At 61.7% G+C, this 16,816-nt stretch carries 18 protein-coding genes and 3 pseudogenes; 11 read left to right on the forward strand and 10 right to left on the reverse strand.

Annotation, left to right across the window (positions count from 1 at the left end; all coding sequences use genetic code 11):
* Positions 1 to 6: 6 nt before the first annotated feature.
* The gene (gene fabG, locus RSO67_RS03790; RefSeq protein ID WP_315842430.1) at positions 7 to 687 is read left to right on the forward strand and encodes a 3-oxoacyl-ACP reductase FabG; all 681 of its coding nucleotides are present in this window, start codon (positions 7 to 9) and stop codon (positions 685 to 687) included.
* Positions 688 to 828: 141 nt separating this feature from the next.
* Here the strand turns inward: fabG and RSO67_RS03795 are convergent.
* Positions 829 to 2,917 (reverse strand): annotated as a pseudogene (locus RSO67_RS03795) (DEAD/DEAH box helicase).
* A gap of 264 nt (positions 2,918 to 3,181) precedes the next feature.
* Positions 3,182 to 3,661 (reverse strand): MgtC/SapB family protein, encoded by a 480-nt coding sequence (locus RSO67_RS03800; protein WP_315842431.1) that lies wholly within the window; start codon positions 3,659 to 3,661, stop codon positions 3,182 to 3,184.
* Between the two features lie 132 nt (positions 3,662 to 3,793).
* Here RSO67_RS03800 and RSO67_RS03805 point away from each other — a divergent pair, with 132 nt between their 5' ends.
* Positions 3,794 to 4,477: a DUF2161 domain-containing phosphodiesterase gene (locus tag RSO67_RS03805; RefSeq protein WP_315842432.1), complete on the forward strand. Its 684-nt coding sequence runs from the start codon at positions 3,794 to 3,796 to the stop codon at positions 4,475 to 4,477.
* Positions 4,478 to 4,603: 126 nt separating this feature from the next.
* Complete coding sequence (locus RSO67_RS03810) at positions 4,604 to 4,903, forward strand: hypothetical protein (RefSeq protein ID WP_089263988.1); 300 nt, start codon at positions 4,604 to 4,606, stop codon at positions 4,901 to 4,903.
* An 89-nt stretch (positions 4,904 to 4,992) separates the two neighbouring features.
* On the opposite strand, the gene RSO67_RS03815 is transcribed toward RSO67_RS03810, so the two are convergent.
* Together RSO67_RS03815 and RSO67_RS03820 are read right to left on the reverse strand one after the other, a co-directional pair.
* Entirely contained in the window at positions 4,993 to 5,625 is a 633-nt protein-coding gene (locus tag RSO67_RS03815) for a GNAT family N-acetyltransferase (RefSeq protein ID WP_315842433.1), read from the reverse strand.
* A gap of 170 nt (positions 5,626 to 5,795) precedes the next feature.
* Positions 5,796 to 6,194 (reverse strand): PaaI family thioesterase, encoded by a 399-nt coding sequence (locus tag RSO67_RS03820; protein ID WP_315842434.1) that lies wholly within the window; start codon positions 6,192 to 6,194, stop codon positions 5,796 to 5,798.
* Between the two features lie 113 nt (positions 6,195 to 6,307).
* Here RSO67_RS03820 and RSO67_RS03825 point away from each other — a divergent pair, with 113 nt between their 5' ends.
* Positions 6,308 to 7,090, forward strand: a complete 783-nt coding sequence (locus RSO67_RS03825) for a cobalamin-binding protein (protein ID WP_315842435.1) — start codon at positions 6,308 to 6,310, stop codon at positions 7,088 to 7,090.
* A gap of 41 nt (positions 7,091 to 7,131) precedes the next feature.
* On the opposite strand, the gene RSO67_RS03830 is transcribed toward RSO67_RS03825, so the two are convergent.
* Complete coding sequence (locus tag RSO67_RS03830) at positions 7,132 to 7,839, reverse strand: pyridoxamine 5'-phosphate oxidase family protein (RefSeq protein ID WP_315844161.1); 708 nt, start codon at positions 7,837 to 7,839, stop codon at positions 7,132 to 7,134.
* Positions 7,840 to 7,957: 118 nt separating this feature from the next.
* Between RSO67_RS03830 and RSO67_RS03835 the strand changes: the two are divergent.
* The 3 genes and pseudogenes from RSO67_RS03835 to RSO67_RS03845 all read left to right on the forward strand — a co-directional run bounded on the left by RSO67_RS03835 (position 7,958) and on the right by RSO67_RS03845 (position 9,983).
* Positions 7,958 to 9,449 (forward strand): annotated as a pseudogene (locus RSO67_RS03835) (PLP-dependent aminotransferase family protein).
* 122 nt (positions 9,450 to 9,571) lie between these two features.
* On the forward strand, positions 9,572 to 9,724 hold the full coding sequence (locus RSO67_RS03840) for a hypothetical protein (protein ID WP_165826841.1): 153 nt from the start codon (positions 9,572 to 9,574) through the stop codon (positions 9,722 to 9,724).
* A 13-nt stretch (positions 9,725 to 9,737) separates the two neighbouring features.
* Positions 9,738 to 9,983, forward strand: a complete 246-nt coding sequence (locus tag RSO67_RS03845; protein WP_315842436.1) for a DUF6719 family protein — start codon at positions 9,738 to 9,740, stop codon at positions 9,981 to 9,983.
* A gap of 15 nt (positions 9,984 to 9,998) precedes the next feature.
* Here RSO67_RS03845 and RSO67_RS03850 read toward each other — a convergent pair whose 3' ends face one another.
* The 4 genes from RSO67_RS03850 to RSO67_RS03865 all read right to left on the reverse strand — a co-directional run bounded on the left by RSO67_RS03850 (position 9,999) and on the right by RSO67_RS03865 (position 12,055).
* Entirely contained in the window at positions 9,999 to 10,835 is an 837-nt protein-coding gene (locus RSO67_RS03850) for an SDR family oxidoreductase (RefSeq protein ID WP_315842437.1), read from the reverse strand.
* Entirely contained in the window at positions 10,835 to 11,284 is a 450-nt protein-coding gene (locus tag RSO67_RS03855; protein ID WP_315842438.1) for an ester cyclase, read from the reverse strand. Before RSO67_RS03855 ends, RSO67_RS03850 begins: the two co-directional genes overlap by 1 nt.
* Positions 11,285 to 11,458: 174 nt before the next feature.
* On the reverse strand, positions 11,459 to 11,845 hold the full coding sequence (locus RSO67_RS03860) for a hypothetical protein (RefSeq protein ID WP_315842439.1): 387 nt from the start codon (positions 11,843 to 11,845) through the stop codon (positions 11,459 to 11,461).
* Positions 11,846 to 11,893: 48 nt separating this feature from the next.
* Positions 11,894 to 12,055: a hypothetical protein gene (locus RSO67_RS03865; RefSeq protein WP_315842440.1), complete on the reverse strand. Its 162-nt coding sequence runs from the start codon at positions 12,053 to 12,055 to the stop codon at positions 11,894 to 11,896.
* Positions 12,056 to 12,389: 334 nt separating this feature from the next.
* Here RSO67_RS03865 and RSO67_RS03870 point away from each other — a divergent pair, with 334 nt between their 5' ends.
* Positions 12,390 to 12,629 carry a hypothetical protein gene (locus tag RSO67_RS03870; RefSeq protein WP_315842441.1) on the forward strand — a complete coding sequence of 80 codons (240 nt, stop codon included), beginning with the start codon at positions 12,390 to 12,392 and terminating at the stop codon, positions 12,627 to 12,629.
* Between the two features lie 36 nt (positions 12,630 to 12,665).
* Here RSO67_RS03870 and RSO67_RS03875 read toward each other — a convergent pair.
* A pseudogene (locus RSO67_RS03875) lies at positions 12,666 to 13,249 on the reverse strand (CreA family protein).
* 160 nt (positions 13,250 to 13,409) lie between these two features.
* On the opposite strand from RSO67_RS03875, the gene RSO67_RS03880 reads away from it, so the two are divergent.
* From RSO67_RS03880 to RSO67_RS03890, 3 genes are all read left to right on the forward strand, one after another.
* A complete protein-coding gene (locus RSO67_RS03880) occupies positions 13,410 to 15,038 on the forward strand; it encodes a L,D-transpeptidase (protein ID WP_315842442.1) in 1,629 nt (542 codons plus the stop codon).
* Between the two features lie 97 nt (positions 15,039 to 15,135).
* Positions 15,136 to 15,711, forward strand: a complete 576-nt coding sequence (locus tag RSO67_RS03885; protein ID WP_315844162.1) for a glutathione peroxidase — start codon at positions 15,136 to 15,138, stop codon at positions 15,709 to 15,711.
* Positions 15,712 to 15,861: 150 nt separating this feature from the next.
* Complete coding sequence (locus RSO67_RS03890; RefSeq protein ID WP_315842443.1) at positions 15,862 to 16,806, forward strand: polysaccharide deacetylase family protein; 945 nt, start codon at positions 15,862 to 15,864, stop codon at positions 16,804 to 16,806.
* Positions 16,807 to 16,816 lie beyond the last annotated feature (10 nt).

The following is a 16,816-nucleotide window of genomic DNA, read 5'->3' on the forward strand; positions in this document are numbered from 1 at the left end:
TCTCCCATGGACGGAAAGATCGTTGTCATCACCGGAGCGTCCGGCGCGCTGGGTCAGGTCGTGCTCGAACGCGCCGTTGCGAGCGGTGCAACCATTGCCGCCATCGACCATTCCGCCAGGACGCCGGCCTCAACGCCAGATCGGTTACAGATCGGCGGCGTCGACCTCTCCGATGCCGCGCAAGCCGACGCCGCCATCGCTGCGGTGGTCAAACAATTCGGCAAGATCGATGTGCTGATCAACATCGCAGGCGCGTTCGCCTTCGAGAATGTCGCTGACGGCAGCAACAAGAGCTGGGAGACCATGCATCGGCTCAACCTGCTCACCGCCCTCAATGCCTCGCGCGCGGCAATCCCGCATCTGACGGCGTCGAAGGCCGGACGGATCATCAATATCGGTGCGATGGGTGCGCTACAGGCCGGCGCCGGCATGGGACCTTACGCCGCCTCGAAGGCTGGCGTGCATCGGCTGACGGAAACGCTCGCCGCCGAGCTGAAGGGCAAGGTTACGGTCAATGCCGTATTGCCTTCGACCATTGATACACCGGCAAACCGACGCGACATGGCCAATGCGGATTTTTCGAAATGGGTCACGCCGGACGAACTCGCCAGCGTGATCCTGTTTTTGGCCAGCGATGCGGCGAGTGCGGTGACCGGCGCGCTGCTGCCGGTAAGCGGACGGGTTTAGCCACTATTTGTCCCACGCTCCGCCCTCATCCTGAGGAGCGGCCGCTTGGCCGCGTCTCGAAGGATGATTGCATATCACCAACTCATGGTTCGAGACGCGCGCTAAAGTAGCGCGCTCCTCACCATGAGGTCGGAGCCCAGACTACCCGGCGTTGCCCCAGACCTTTTTCTTCTTGCCGAAAGCCGGCTTGGCAGCTGGCGCACCGCCATCGCGCTTGGCCTTGGCGACGTAAGGCGCCTTGTCGCTGCGGGGCTTCTTGTCGAATTTCGGCTTGCCTTCGTAACGCGTGTCTTCACCGCGAGGCTTGCTGTAGGCCGGCTTGTCGGCGCGCACCGGATCGTATTTGGGCTTGCCTTCATACTTCGGCTTGTCGTCGAAACGCGGTTTGCCCTCGTAGCGCGGCTTGTCGCCCTGATAAGGCTTGTCGCTCTTCGGCTTGTCCTTCCAGGACTTCTCCTTATAGGCACCCTTGTCCTTGAAGTCCGGACGGTCGCCGTCGGATCTGAAGCTGGGCTTGCGCGGGCGCTTATTGGAATAGTCGCGATCTTCCGGCGCCGTACGGCTCGATGCGACCGCGCCTTCCGGACCGTTAGCTAGCGGCTCGATGTGGATATTGTCTTCCTTGTCCGGACGCTTGATCATGGTCGCGAACTTCTCCGCCGCGGCTGCCGAAATCTCGAATTCCGAATTACCGTCATAGATCTTGATAGCGCCGATATCGGCCTTCTCGATGCCGCCGCGACGGCAGATCATCGGCAGCAACCAACGCGCTTCGGCATTCTTCTGCCGGCCGATGGCGACGCGGAACCACTTGGCACCCTCACCCATCGGTTCGCTCTTTTTCGGGGTCTTGCGGACCGGCGCGCCTTCTTCGTCCCGGCGACGGCTGCCTGGGCGATCCTCGCGACCGCGGAACGTGCCGGGATCCTGCACATCTTCAGGCGACGGCAGACGCGAGCGATACAGCCGAGCCAGCGCCGCTGCGATCTCCTCGGCCGAACGCTCGGCGAGCATCGCACGCGCCAGCGTCAGATCGTCCTCGGTAGACTCTTCAGTGAACAACGTGTCCTGCAGCATGCGCTGCTGATCGAGCACGCGGATTTCCTCGACGGTCGGTGCCGATCCCCAGACGGCATCGGTGCCGGCGAGATTGAGCAGCATCTCGGCACGGCGACGGCGCGACGGCGGCACCAGCAGAACGCTGACGCCCTTGCGGCCGGCACGGCCAGTACGACCCGAGCGATGCTGCATCACTTCGGGATCGTTCGGCAGATCGGAGTGAATGACGAGGCCGAGATCTCGGAAGATCGATACCGCGCGCAGCCACGTCGGTGGCGACGCAAACGCGTGCGCGACCGTCACGCAGCGCCTGCAGCGCATGGGTGCGCTCGTTCTGGGACAGCTCGCCCGAGAGAGCGACAACCGAGAAGCCGCGCTCCAGCAGGACGGTCTGCAGGTGGTTCACCGCATTACGCGTGTTGCAGAACACGATGCTGCTCGGCGATTCAAAATAGCGCAGCACGTTGACGACCGCATGTTCGACGTCGTTCGGCGAAATCCGGATCGCGCGATATTCGATATCGGAGTGGCCGCCTTCGGTGCCGGCGACTTCGACGCGGAACGCCTGCTGCTGATACTGCTTGGCCAGATTGGCGATGCCGCGCGGCAGCGTTGCCGAGAACAGCAGCGTACGGCGGGATGCCGGCGTGGTCTTGAGAATGAACTCCATGTCCTCGCGAAAGCCCATGTCGAGCATTTCGTCGGCTTCATCGAGTACCACGGCCTTCAGTTCGGAGACGTCGAGACGGTTGCGACGCAGATGGTCGCATAGACGTCCGGGCGTACCGACGACGATATGCGCGCCTGCGGCCAGTTCGCGCTGCTCCTTGCGCGGATCCATGCCACCGACGCAGGAAACGACACGCGCGCCCGCATATTGATAGAGCCAGGTCAGTTCGCCATGCACCTGCAGCGCAAGCTCGCGCGTCGGCGCGACGATCAGCGCCAGCGGCGATCCAGCCTTCGGCAGCTTCTCCGCGCCTTCGAGCAGATTTTCGGCGATCGCCAGACCATAAGCGACGGTCTTGCCGGAGCCAGTCTGCGCCGACACGAGAAGATCGCGACCGACAGCATCGTCAGCGAGGACGGCGGCCTGGACGGGGGTGGATTCATTGTAGTTGCGCTCAGCCAACGCGCGGGCGAGCGACGGACCAGTCGAAAGAAATGACACAGATGTAAACCTTGGTTGCAGCGGACCGCGTCGCGGTCGGACTCATTGAGATCCACGGGATCAATACTTGGGACCAAACGGAAACGAATCTGCCGCCCTTCAGTTGGCGGTCACGTCGGGTCCAGGAGTCCGGTGCGTATCGGGATCGACGGAGCTTTACGCTGCTTCGCAGCAAAAGGCCAATCATTGCTGCCATGTGCCAGCGAATTCGGGCGAATTGAGGTTAACCCTCACAGAATTGCGCCAGCACCGGTATTTTGTGGCTCATATTTCGCTGTGAGGCGTCGTCGTGCCCTCTTCGGTCTTTGGCCCCTCCTGCTTGAAGGGCACCAGGAGCCACAGTGTCAGGAAGGTGAACAGCGAGATGACCACCGCCACGTCATAGGCGCCGAGGCCCACGGCAGCACCAGTTGCGCCGGTTGCCCACAGACTGGCTGCAGTGGCGGTACCACGCACCGAGCCGTTGTCTTTCAAAATGGCGCCGCCGCCGATAAATCCCATGCCGGTCATCAGACCTTCGATGATGCGCGCCGTGCCTTCGGGATGACCGTTCAGAAACCCCTCAGTGGCCTGAACGATGCCGCAGGTGGCAAGCGCCACCAGCGGAAAGGTCCGCAGCCCGGCGCTGCGCTCGGCGCGCTCGCGATTCCAGCCGATGGGCAGCGCCAGAACATAGGCGATCGACATGGCGATCAGATGCGGCAACAGACGAAAGCTGTCCGACATTTCCAGAAGGGTCTTCACCGCGGGTCTCCGATCGCACAAGGGATTAAGGCGCCTCGGGTGTCGCCGCGGGCCAACCCGGATAAACTCGACCGGTGAGTCGCGGTTGCAGCGGCGGATCGTCTCATGGACCTCGACTAGGACGTTCGATTTTTGGAAACCTCGCTCTACCTCCCGGTAAAACGCTTCCTCGAAGGCCTTGGCTTTACAGTCAAAGGCGAGATATCAGGCTGCGATCTCGTGGCGCTGAATGGCGATGATCCGCCGATCGTGGTGATCGGCGAGCTCAAGCTCAGCTTCAATCTCGAACTAATCCTGCAGGCCGTGGACCGCGCCGGAGCCTGCGACGAAGTCTGGGTCGCCGCCAAGCTGTCGATCCGCGGCAAGGGACGTGAAAGCGATGCGCGCTACCGCAACCTGTGCCGCAGACTCGGTTTCGGCATGCTGGGAATTACCGAAGCCGGCGGCGTCGAGGTTCTCGTTGCACCGGCCACAGTCGCGCCGCGGCGCAACCCGAAGAAACGTTCACGCCTGATCACCGAACACAAGAAGCGCCAGGGCGATCCCGCGCTGGGTGGCAGCACGCGCGCGCCGATCATGACGGCCTATCGCCAGCAGGCGCTGGCCTGCGCAGCGATACTCGCCGTCGGTCCGCGCAAGGTGCGCGAACTCACGCCGGATTATCCGGATGCGCAAAAGATCCTGCATCGCAATGTCTATGGCTGGTTCGAAAGTCCTGCGCGCGGCACCTACGCACTCACCGATGCCGGGCACGCGGCGCTGAAACGCTGGCCGCAGCCTCAGCGGGATACCGCCCCGCCGTCCGCTTTGTCGTAAAGCTACTGACCAAACTCTTTCTCGTTTTCCGGGAACAAGTTTGCATGGCTGCTTTGTCGCGGTAATTCCATATTGCAATGCAACAACCGCTCCCTTAGGTATCGCAAATCAACACTGAGGCGAGCGATGAGCGAAGACTGGAACACGAAATACGGAACGCGGCGCGTACGGCGCGATCCCCCGACCCTGGAAGAAGCCATCTTCGCCGCGATGGGTATCACCGAGGATCTCGATCAGCAGGCTGAGATCGCCGCATCGCTGATGGGCATGCCGTTCGATGCCGTGCAGGCCGAAGTGAAGAAAGCCAATCGCTCGACCGGCACGCTGCGCGTGACCCGCGTCATCGCAGGTGAGCAAGGCGCTCAGCGTTCGGTGGTCGTGGAACGTCGCGTGACACGCAAATTCGGTAACGACAAGCGCATCTGATTTTGAGGGCGCTCACAGCCCTCCCCGCAGACGCAAAAAAGGCCTCGTCCACCACGAGGCCTTTTTCATTTGTCGCGATAGTTCCTGGCTCAGGACGATTTGCCCCAGCCGGCAAGCTTCAACCACAGACCCCAATAAGCCCGGTTATAGTCGGCCACCGCGCGCGCCACATCGAGCGCCGAGGTCTTAGGCTGCGGCGCGACGCCTGCGCCCATGGGATCGCGCAGGTCTATCGTTCCCGTGGATTCGCCATGGCGGAATGACAGGTGCGCACCGAACTTGTTGGCCAGCGCACGCATCGCATCGTTCTGCGCGCCGGTGGTGATGCGCAGCTTCGTATAGCCCATCGACTGCGCCTTCGCGATCAACTTGGTGAACAGGATGCTGCCGACGCCCTTGCGGCGCACGATGGCTTCAACGCTGAAGGCAATCTCGGGCAGCGAGTCCGTCGACAGATCGGCCTGATGCAGTTCAGCGGCGCCGCGCACGATGCCATCCTCGAAGTAAACGAGAATGACGGTGCCGGTATTGACGGACTTCTCGGCGTAACGTGCGACCCATTCGTCGTCGAGCGAACCGTTGAAACGATCACGGCGGCTTTCGCGATCCAGTCTCAAGAGATGTTCGCGGAACAGCGGCAGCTCGCGGGCTGCAAGGACACGCACATGTCCGCGGGCCGGAGCCCGGGTCGAAATGGCGATGGTGGTAGCGGCGTCTAACATGGTCAAAATCCTCAAGTTGCCCTCGAGGACAGCGTCGATCCCTAGACACCCCATATTGTGCGCCGCACCATGAAATACAAGGGCTCAGATGCCGCACCTGCCAGCGCCCACCGCAGGTGAGCCATGCAATTATCCAGCATTAACAAAATCTTAAGGCGCAACGCGCCGCTCTACAGCACCAGCTGGGTCTGCGTCACGACGCCCACCAGCTTGCCCTCCGCGGTCTCGATTCGGGTCTGCCACACCTGCGTTCTGCGGCCTCGATGAACCGGCGTTGCGATCGCGCGGACGGTGCTTCCGGCTTTTGCGCCACCTGTGAAATTGGTCTTGCTCTCAATGGTCGTCGTTCCCTTGGCGCCCTCCGGCAGATTGATGACCGTCGCCGCCGCACCAACCGCATCGGCGAGCGCCATCACCGCGCCGCCATGGATCGTATGGCCGAGTGTGCACAGATCCTCGCGCACCAGCATCGTGGCAACGACGCGCTCCAGGTCGGCGTCGGTGAAGGTCACGCCCATCGATACGGAGAACGGCATCGCGAGGCTGAGGATCTTGTCGAGTGGCGTCATGCTGGCATCGTCTCCCTGCAACCTGTCTCGCCCATCGTCGTGCGGGCTTGATGAAATTTCACGACACAACACCATGCCGTGACAAGCTCTTTGTTAACAGGCATATCGACGTCATGCGCCACTTCCCGCCACGCCGGATCGTCTGCCTTACAGAAGAGACCGTGGAGACGCTGTATCTGCTCGGCGAACAGGACCGCATCGTCGGCGTCTCCGGCTATGCGGTGCGGCCGCCGCAGGTGCGGCGCGAAAAGCCGCGGGTGTCCGCATTCATCTCGGCCGATGTACCGAAGATCCTCGCACTCGATCCTGACCTGGTGCTGTGCTTCTCCGATCTGCAGGCTGAAATCGCCGCAGACCTGACGCGCGCCGGCATCGCCGTTCATGTATTCAACCAGCGCGACATCGCCGGCATTCTGGCGATGATCCGCACGCTCGGCGCCATGGTCGGCGCAGGTGAGCGCGCAAATCAGCTCGCAACGCAGCTGGAGCTGCGACTTTCCAGCGTCAAAGCTGCGGCAGACTTGCGGCAGACGAAGCCACGCGTCTATTTCGAGGAATGGGATGATCCGCTGATTACCGGGATCGGGTGGGTGTCCGAACTGATCGAGATCGCCGGCGGCGAAGAAGCTTTTCCGCAGCTTCGACATCAGAAGGCAGCGAAGGATCGCATCGTCACGCCGGACGATGTGATTGCAGTGGCACCCGATGTGATCCTCGCCTCCTGGTGCGGCAAGAAGGTCGTGCCCGATAAAATCCGGCAGCGACCGGGCTGGAACGCGATTCCTGCGGTGCGCGACAATCGCATCTATGAGATCAAATCGCCGCTGATCCTGCAGCCAGGACCAGCAGCGTTGACGGACGGACTCGACGCGATCGTCGCGGCGCTGTGGCCGTAACCGGCACGAGCACCGACGCCGTCATCCTGAGATGCTCGCCCTTACCTCTCCGGGTACTGCAGAAAATAGGCATCTGTCAGCGCATCTTCGAGCAGCCGCCCTTCCGAATATGCTTGCAAGGAGGCCGGTCGTTCGACACCGGGCAAGAGCCGCGGACACGGTTCCGGCGCACCGATCACCGTCCTCACCGGAATGCGCTCGGCATAGATCGGCAGTTCGTAATCCTCGTCATCGTCAGCCACGCCCTTGGCGCGAATTTTTGCCGAGGCGTCCTCGATCTCCATGGCGATAAAGGACGTCGCCTTCATCTCCTGTGCCGTGGTCTCGCGCAGACTGGCCGTACGATCCGGAAAGAAACGATCAACCATCGCGATGCCGGCCTGTTCCTTCTCGTGGGGATCGGTGACGAGATAGGCGTTTCCGAATGCCATCACCGCACGATAGTCCGCCGAATGATTGAAGCCGCAACGTGCCAGCACGAGGCTGTCGAGAAAGGCCACCGTGAGACAGACGCGTTGCTGCGCGGTCTGGTTCTTCAGCATGCGGCTCGCGCTACTGCCGTGCCAGTACAGTTTCGTGCCTTCGCGCCAGAAGAAGGTCGGCGTGCAATAGGGCTGCCCGTCGATCACGTAGGACACATGGCACATCATCGATGCGTCCAGAATTTTATGCACGGTCTCGTGGTCATAGAAGCCGCGGTCATGGCGTCGCTTCACGCGATTGCGCGCCGTGAGCGGATATGACGCGATGTCTGCGTTCGTCGGTTCATCGGTCTTCAGTTCGGCTGTGGTCACGGCAATTCCCCGTCAATTGGAAGCGTTCGAATGTGTTGTACCGCCACATTTGGTCTGCGATAGTGCCAATTCCATGCGAAAAATTCCGACCAATTCGGCGAAGCCAATTTCGAAGCCCGAGCTGCCGCTCGATCTCACGGGCGCGCATATCACCGAAGGATCGTCCTCGCAGGATCGGCTCTATCAGGCGCTGTGTCATGCCATCACCGGCGGCGTCGCCAAGCCCGGCGAAGCTCTGCCGCCATCGCGTATCCTTGCGAAGCAAACCGGTTTTCAACGCAATGCCGTCACCAATGCCTATGAGCGTCTAATCGCCGATGGCTTTGCCGTCGCACACGTCGGCTCCGGCACCTTCGTCGCCGCGCGGATTCCGACGCGGACCAACAGCAAGCCAGCCAAGGCCATCGCCATCGACGCGCCGCAGCGGGGCACGCTCGCTCTCGGCTGTACCGATATCGACGAACAGGCGCTGCGCCGTTTTCGCGCTTTCGCCGGCCGCCGCCTGCGCGCTTTCGGCGCCGAGCATCTGCACTACGGCGATCCCCGCGGCAGTCATGAACTACGCACCGCCATCGCCAATCATCTTCTGTCAGCGCGCGGGCTGCGCTGCGATCCCGATCAGATCATGCTGACATCGGGCACACAGCACGGGCTGCGCATCGTGCTGTCAGCCATTCTCAAGCCAGGCGAACAGATCTGGTGCGAGGACCCCGGTTACCCCGCCGCACGAAAATCGATCGAACATTGCGGCGCCCGGCCGGTGTCGGTGCCGGTCGATGACTTCGGCCTGATCGTCGCCAGGGGGCGTGCCACGGCGCCATCTGCGCGCGCGGCCTATGTCACGCCCTCGCATCAATTTCCACTCGGCGTGCAAATGGCGATGCCGCGGCGTCTTGAATTGCTCGACTGGGCGAAGGACGCCGGCGCATGGATATTCGAAGACGATTACGACAGCGAGTTTCGCTATGACGGCGCGCCGTTGCTGTCGCTCGCCGGGATCGATCACCTGCAACGCGTGATCTATATGGGCACGTTTGCCAAGACTCTGTTTCCCGGTCTGCGCATCGGCTACTGCGCCCTGCCCGAACGCCTGATTGGCCCGGTCACGACAGCGCGCGCGGCGATGGACCGCTTTCCCGGCACATTGATGGAAGGCGCCGTCGCCGACATGTTGAACTCCGGCGCCTTCGCAGCCAACCTGCGCAAGATGCGGAACATCTATCGCGAAGCGCGCGACGCTCTGGCGGCGACGTTGACGGATGCGTCGGACGGGCAACTGACGGTTCCGGTGCCGTCACAGGGCCTGCATCTGGTGGCAAAGTTCACCCGCGACATCGCTTGAGATCGCCGCAGAGGCCAAGGCCGCAGCCGGCGTCGAGGGCTGGTTGCTGGCTGACACTTATCTGCGCGCCCGCCCTGCCCCGGGCTTCGTGCTCGGCTTCGCCGGCCATCCCATTCGTGAGCTTGTCACATCGGCGGAAAGACTGGCGAAAGCCTCAGCCGCGAGTTTGCGCGCGCACCGCAAGCCTGCGGCAAAGACGCGTGGAACACGCGCGGGGGGCTAAAACTTAAGGCAGGCTGGCACTCAATGTCGGCGACCACTGCGCTTCTAGAATCGGATGCGCATCCCTACAATCCAAGCAGACAGAATGCCCGGCAGGCAGATCTGCCCCCCAACGGAGACCTCATGTCCGGCAATCGCAACGTGCTCTATCTGATCATCGGCGCGCTGATCGTCGGCATCGGCGTGCTCGGCTACAATCTCTACCAGACCAAGAAAGAACCCAGCGGGCTGCAGATCAATGTCGGCCCCGACGGCCTCAAGATTCAGAACAAGTAACAAAGGTCGCACAATGCGCTCGGCAATCTGGCTATCAGGAATTCTGGCTTCGCTTGCGTTGGCAACGCCGGCGCTGGCGATCGATCAGGTCAGTCGCGAACAGGACATCGTTGATGTCCGCCTCGGCCAGCGCATTCTGGTCGATGACGGCTCTTGCCCCACCGGCCAGATCAAGGAAGTGTCCGGCACGACGCTGAGCACGTCCGGTGTGACGCGTGTTCGTAAATGCGTTCCCCGCGCGGGCACCAAGACGCGCTAGTCCAAGACATGCTCATCAATGCCGCAGTGGCTCGCTTGGCGGCACCGGTGAACCGGTCTGGCCCACACTCGCACCGCCATCGATCGCTAGCGTAATCCCCGTGATCCAGCGCGCCTCGTCGCTGGCAAGAAACAGAACACCATACCCGATATCCCAGCCGGTCCCTTCGGTGCCCAGCAGTGTGCCCGCTGCGCGCGCCTTGCGCATCTCGTCGCTCATGCCACGCGACGCCACCATCGGCGTATAAACCGTGCCGGGAGCGATGCAGTTGACGCGAATGCCGTCGCGACCGTGATGCGCCGCCATCGCTCTGGTGAGGCCGATCACCGCCGATTTCGACGTTGGATACAACAAGCTCGGATGGCCACCACGCAGGCCGGCGATTGACGTCAGGTTGATGATCGAGCCGCCGCCGGATTTCATCATTTCCGGAATCGCATACTTCGCCATCAGCATCATTGAGGCAACGTTGATGCGCATGGCACTGTCCCAGGCGCGATCGTCGACCTCGATGGCGTCGCCGCGCGGCCCCGTGAGGCCGACATTGTTGACGAGAATGTCCAGCCGGCCGAAGCCTTCGACAGTGCGTTCGACGATCGCCTCGCATGACGCGCGATCACTGACATCGCCGTCATAGATCTGCGTGATGCCGCCCTCCCCAGCGATCAATCGCGCTGTTTCTTCGGCAGCGTCTACGTCGGTATCGACCAGAGCGACACGCGCCCCATGCCGTGCAAGCAGCACCGCCGCGGCACGTCCGTTGCCGATGCCATCGCCGCGGGAACCCGCGCCGGTGATGATGGCCACCTTGCCCTTCAATCGGTCGTCACGATGAGGTCGGGGTGTATCCATCAGAACATGCCATTGCTGTTGGCGGATTTTTCCGGGATCGGCTGAACGGCGTCCCAATGCTCGACGATCTTGCCGTTCTCGAGCTTGAAGATGTCGATGATCGCACTGCCGCGCGTGCCCTTTTCGCGCACGGCATGGACATGCAGGATCACATAATCGCCGTCGGCGAAGACCTGCTTGATCTCGCTATGCGAGTCCGGGAATTTCTCCCGCAGGAAACCGATAAAACCTTTGAAGCCCTCGACACCATCAGCCGCGTTGGGATTGTGCTGAACATAACGCGGACCGAAATATTTGGATGCCGCCTCGAAGTCCTTTTGGTTGAGGCCCTTCTCATAGAATTCAACGACGGCTTTCTTGTTGGCTTCCTGGGTGCTGGCATCTGCAGCTAACGCCGCGCCGGTCAGAAATATCGAGACACACGTCAAGCCGATCGAAACAAATCGCATAAAAATCCCTCGGTTCCCACCAATTCAATTAGTAGCGAATCCACCCACCTAACGGTGGTGTAGCAAAACGCTATCATCGGCAGTAACGGGATGACGAGAGGGAAAGACAGAAATCCGCTATCATTTTGGCGCGACGACGCAGCGCAAAAAGATCACGCGAACTAACTGAGTGGTTCAATCCAGCGGCGCCGGATCATACATGCATTGCAGGGTCGGCTTCGCGATCTGCGTGAAGGTCGCGCTGATCATCGACTGCTTCGATGCCGGGATCCAGTCCTTCTCGATGGTAGGCACGCCGCGCTCGCTAATGCCCCGCAGCAGTGCCTCGCGCAAATCTGCGTCTTCCACCGTTGCCACGGCGTGGTCATGCAGGCAGCCGCACACTTCTTCCGGATGCGCCCAGCGCCCGACCATATGCGGCGAGCACAAACGAACGAACTCCCCACGCTGGTCCGGCAACTTCCGCCACGACCAGATCTGCGCCTGCGCTGCACTTCCCGTGATGGAACTTGCAAGGGTGGCAGCTACGATAATGGCGGTCAGAACACGTGGTCGGGTCATTTCAAAACTTTTCTTGTTGTTTCTCAGGTTGTCCGCCCGCGATCGAAATCAGCGTGCGTAGGCCACAACCATCGGCGCAGCAGCGCTGATCACCGGCGAACCGGTAAAGGCGAACGTACCGATACCGGCTAGGTTACCATCGGTGGAACCAGCCATCGACGGGCCGGCCAGGATGAAGGCGAAAGCGAGGATGAAGCTGATAGTGCGCATCTGACGTCTCCAGTTCGGCAGCGCAGCCCGCCGCGTCGTTGGCAAATGGATAGCCAATGCGGGTTTCGGCACGTCTGCGGCCCAAGAGGAAAATGGTTTCGTCCCCCCGTCGAATTGTTTCGTGGCGCCCATGCCGACGACACAATCCGGGCGGCAAATCTGCGAACGGCTTAGAAAGAACGCCTTGGAAAGGATGTCTCGAAAGTTCGTCCGGCTGTCGCACGCCCTTAACAAAACTGAACCGAAACGCGGCTAAAGCGACTTCAGGAGAGCGTATGCAACCTTTTCAGGCGACTGCGCGTTTCTGTTCACCTCGAAGAGAAGGAATGCAGTCGTGGGAACCGGCAACAACGACGTTGGCAAGGATACCCCGATCAGCGCCCCCGGACGGCCACTGATCTCCACGGTACACTCGCGCGCCAAATGCCAAGGCGCCATGTCGCAGCAGGGCTACGGCTCGCACGGCAACGAGTGCTATCCGCAGCAGCTGGTCCAGCTCGTAGGCTATCGTGATCCGCAGCCGTCATGGGACCGCTTGCGCACGAAACGCGTCGCCTCCCACTCCGCTGAATAGCGAAGCACGGCTAAGTTCTAGCGGCCGATAGATCGCTTATTTGATGAAGTCGCCGCATTTCTGGACGGCAACGTCTGACTGCCCCCAGGGCATGATCGGAACTGATGACGTCGAGTTCTTCGGCGACCCCTCGATGATCCGGTCCGAATAGACCATGTAAACCAGCACGTTTCGCTTGGCGTCGCAGCCGCGGACGATTTGCATTTTCTTGAAGAAAAGGCTGCGGCGCTGCCGGAACATATCCTCGCCCTGATCGCTCTTGGCCTTAACGTGATGGGGCCGATCTGCCGGCACGCGAGCGAGATGTCCGAGACTTCTTCGGCCAGACCGAGCCAGCCCTTGAAGCCACCTTTTTCAGGCACCGTGAAGTGACAGGCCACGCCCTCGACTTCAGGGTCATCGACGCCATAGGTCGCCAGCTTGTCGTTCGGGCTGAGCCATTTGAACACGGTGGAGCGCCGGAAAATCAGATCCGGCTCGTCCGCAGCGTGTGCCGGGACCATCGCCAACGCCGCGAATGCCGAAAGCGCCAGGACGCCGCGCCGCAGCATCTTGGTGAGCCCGCCAGATCCATTAAACGTCATGCAACTCTCCGTGACCGATCCAGAATATGTAGGCATTCCAACCGGATTCGGAAGCCAGGATGCCCCTCTGTTAATTCAATGTGAGGCTTTTTTGCTAGGCTGATCCCGACTCAGCGGTAGCCAGATCACTCATGCTGGTGAACCCATCTCGCGCCTGCGAGACTAATGTTTTCAGATGGATTCGAGGATATTGGACGTGGGTGCATTTCAATTGTCGCGTGAACCAAGGGACAAAAGCCGTTTTCTGAACAGCACGATTTTTTCCGGCAGCCTCCTGCGGATCGCGCTGGTCGCCATGGCCGGCATGACCGTGGCGGCGCCTGCCGATGCGGCGGTGTTCTGGACCGACGAAAACCCAATGATCATGCGGGAGATCGAACCGCCGGCGCCGCAACCGCAGCAGCGCCAGAAAAAGCTGAAGCGCCTCGGCGCCAAACTTGAGAAACAAGTCAAGGAACACGCCAAGCCCGTCGGCCCGCTGGTGATCGCCATCTCGATCGAGCGACAGTCACTGCGGGTGTTCGACGCCAACGGGCTGTTCGCGGAAACGCCGGTCTCCACCGGCATGCGCGGCCATTCGACGCCCATGGGCGTATTCAGCATCATCCAGAAGAATAAATGGCACCGCTCCAACATCTATAGCGGCGCGCCGATGCCTTACATGCAGCGCATCACCTGGTCGGGCATTGCTTTGCATGCCGGCGCGCTGCCAGGCTATCCGGCCTCCCACGGCTGCATCCGCATGCCGATGGCCTTTGCAACCAAAATCTGGGGCTGGACCCGCATGGGCGCCCGCGTGATCATCGCGCCCGGCGAAATCTCCCCGGCGGAAATCTCGCATCCTCTGCTCGCCGCTCAGAAAATCGCGCCGGGTCCGGTTGCGGCAGCGGCGCCTCAAGACGTCCAGGCGTCGCCCAAGGCTGATAAGGCGTCGGCAGATGCGAAGCCCCAAGACCTTGGTCTGAGGCCATCCGCCGCCGACCGCACCAAGACTCAGGACAAAACCCAGACCGCCGATGCCAGCAATGCGATGACAAAACCGGCTCCTGCGACGGTGATGTCGGACGCCACACCTGCAAAGGTCGAAACCGCCGTCAAAGCCACCGAGCCCGAGATCATGACGCGCCGCGATCTCGACGCCGCCATTGCCAAAGTCGTCGAACTGCCGACACCCGAGGTCAAATCGGCAGAGACCGTCGCGGAAGCCCTAGCCAAGCCTGAGCCTGCCAAGACGGAAGCCCCGAAGGCGGAAATCGCAAAAGCTGATGTCGCACCGGTCGCCGCCCCTGTGCCCGACGTCAAGAAGGACGAAACGCGCCCCGCCGATTCAGCCAAGGCCGAGATGCCTGCGGCGCCTGCCGCCGATGCGACGCCAAAGCGGTCCGGCCAGATTGCCGTACTGGTCAGCGGCAAGGACGGCAAGCTCTATGTGCGGCAGAATTTCGCGCCGCTGTTCGAGACGCCGATCGCCATCAAGCCCAGCGATCGCCCACTCGGCACTCACATCTTTACCGCCCGCACCGACAAGGATGATGCCAAGGCATTTCATTGGACCGCAGTCTCGCTGCCTGCCGTCCCGCGTCGCGCCGACGAGGACGACAATGTTTCGCGTCGCCGCAAGTCCACCGGTGCGGTTGAAGTGAAAACCCGGCCGCTGCCAAACAGTGCCGCAGAAGCGCTCGACCGCCTGAGCATCCCGGCGGATGCCATGGCCCAGATCACCGAAGCGCTCGCGAGCGGCGGCTCCATCGTGGTGTCCGATCAGGGCATTGCCGCCGGCGGCGAAACCGGCCAAGGCACCGAATTCGTGGTGCCGCTGCGCTAGCCTCGTTCACTCCGGCCCTGTAACAGCTTGTTGAGTGCGTCATCTCGGAGATGACGCTACTCTGCTCGCGAAACAGGCTGGGCTACGACGAATGGCGATGATCAATCGCAGGCAGATAGTGACAACGGTATTGGGCGCGGCAAGTACTGTGGCGGTCGCGCGTCACGCCTCGGCGCAAGGCGCCGTGAGCCGCATCACCGCCTACGGTTTTTCGTTTCCCGGTCTCAAGGGCGGCGACATCAAGCTTGCCGACTATGCCGGCCGGCCGATCATGGTGGTCAATACCGCATCGCAGTGTGGCTTCACCCCGCAATATGCTGGGCTTCAGACGCTATGGACCGAGTTCCGCGAGCGCGGCTTGATGATTATCGGCGTGCCCTCCAATGACTTCGGCGGACAGGAGCCGGGCGGGGCCAAGGAGATCGCCGACATTGCCGAGGGACATTTCGGCATTGGCTTCCCGATGGCCGCCAAGACCGTCGTGAAGGGACCGAACGCACACCCGTTCTACAAATGGGCGGCAGAAGCCCGCCCGCGCGACCTGCCGCGTTGGAATTTTCACAAATATCTGGTCGGACGCGATGGCTACCTCACCGACTCCTTTGCCTCCGAATTCGAACCGACCGACACACGCATCAAGACCGCCGTCGGACGCGCCCTGACCGCGGCTTGAGCGGTTCAATGTCGATCCAGGCACTGACTGGGGATAAGGTCCGTTGCCATAGCGGGACCGCCTGAAATAGCGCTAGAATTGCGGTCACGACCATCTGGATCAGCCCGACCACCTCGCTGACGACGCTGGTCGCAGTTCAAGGGGGACGTGATGCGCAGTGCGGCAGGTCTGATTTTTGCGAGCGCTATTTCATTGTGGGCAGCAGGCGCGCAGGCGCAGGCGCCCAAAGCCGGTGTTGCAGCCCCCGCCCCCGCGGCGACGCCCGCGCCCCCACCGGCGCCCGCGGCTCCATCGGCTCCTGCCAAATCGACCTGCGCCAATCCCGATGCGCTCGGCGTCAGCCGTGTGGTCGAGATCGACACGACGGGTGGTCCGGGCTTCGGCTTCGAACATTTCAAGCAACTCGACTTCCTGCGCGACAAGGAAGTGGTGCTGACCTTCGACGATGGCCCATGGCAGACCACAACGCCGACCGTGTTGAAGACGCTGGCCGATGAATGCGTCAAGGCAGTGTTCTTCCCGATCGGCAAGCACGCCACCTATTATCCGGAAGTGCTCAAGCAGGTCGCTGCAGCCGGCCATACCATCGGCGGACACACCTGGGCTCATATCGCGCTGACCAACAAGAAACTGACCCAGCAGCAGCGTATCGATGAAATCGAGAAAGGCTTCAGCGCCGTGAAGTGGGCCCTCGGCTCAGCCCCCGCACCATTCTTCCGCGCTCCGGCGCTGCAGCACCCGCCGGAAATCGTGACCTATCTCGGCACGCGCAACATGGCGATCTTCTCCTGTGACATCGACTCGTTCGACTTCAAGACGCGCAAGTCCGAACAGGTCATCACCAATGTGATGACCAAGCTCGATAAACTCGGCAAGGGTATCATCCTGATGCACGACTTCCAGAAGCACACCGCCGAAGCGCTGCCGACCCTGCTGCGCAAACTCAAGGCTGGTGGCTACAAGGTCGTGCATATGCGTGCCAAGGCGCCCGTGCAGACCATCGCGTCCTATGATGAAGCGATCGTCAAGGACGCCAAGCTGCCGACGGTCAGCAGCCGTCCTGTGAACAGCGTCGTCCAGACGATCTCTGAATAATGAGGACTCG

The organism is Tardiphaga sp. 709 (assembly GCF_032401055.1).
In the GTDB taxonomy this organism is placed as follows: Bacteria; Pseudomonadota; Alphaproteobacteria; order Rhizobiales; family Xanthobacteraceae; genus Tardiphaga.

Excerpts from the sequence above, each read along its gene's own strand:
- RSO67_RS03860 (WP_315842439.1), bottom strand. The coding sequence starts at position 11,845 with ATGACCCGACCACGTGTTCTGACCGCCATTATCGTAGCTGCCACCCTT.
- RSO67_RS03850 (WP_315842437.1), bottom strand. The coding sequence starts at position 10,835 with ATGGATACACCCCGACCTCATCGTGACGACCGATTGAAGGGCAAGGTG.
- RSO67_RS03815 (WP_315842433.1), bottom strand. The coding sequence starts at position 5,625 with ATGTTAGACGCCGCTACCACCATCGCCATTTCGACCCGGGCTCCGGCC.
- fabG (WP_315842430.1), top strand. The coding sequence starts at position 7 with ATGGACGGAAAGATCGTTGTCATCACCGGAGCGTCCGGCGCGCTGGGT.
- RSO67_RS03840 (WP_165826841.1), top strand. The coding sequence starts at position 9,572 with ATGTCCGGCAATCGCAACGTGCTCTATCTGATCATCGGCGCGCTGATC.
- RSO67_RS03890 (WP_315842443.1), top strand. The coding sequence starts at position 15,862 with ATGCGCAGTGCGGCAGGTCTGATTTTTGCGAGCGCTATTTCATTGTGG.
- RSO67_RS03845 (WP_315842436.1), top strand. The coding sequence starts at position 9,738 with ATGCGCTCGGCAATCTGGCTATCAGGAATTCTGGCTTCGCTTGCGTTG.
- RSO67_RS03865 (WP_315842440.1), bottom strand. The coding sequence starts at position 12,055 with ATGCGCACTATCAGCTTCATCCTCGCTTTCGCCTTCATCCTGGCCGGC.
- RSO67_RS03855 (WP_315842438.1), bottom strand. The coding sequence starts at position 11,284 with ATGCGATTTGTTTCGATCGGCTTGACGTGTGTCTCGATATTTCTGACC.
- RSO67_RS03820 (WP_315842434.1), bottom strand. The coding sequence starts at position 6,194 with ATGACGCCACTCGACAAGATCCTCAGCCTCGCGATGCCGTTCTCCGTA.
- RSO67_RS03810 (WP_089263988.1), top strand. The coding sequence starts at position 4,604 with ATGAGCGAAGACTGGAACACGAAATACGGAACGCGGCGCGTACGGCGC.
- RSO67_RS03825 (WP_315842435.1), top strand. The coding sequence starts at position 6,308 with ATGCGCCACTTCCCGCCACGCCGGATCGTCTGCCTTACAGAAGAGACC.
- RSO67_RS03885 (WP_315844162.1), top strand. The coding sequence starts at position 15,136 with ATGATCAATCGCAGGCAGATAGTGACAACGGTATTGGGCGCGGCAAGT.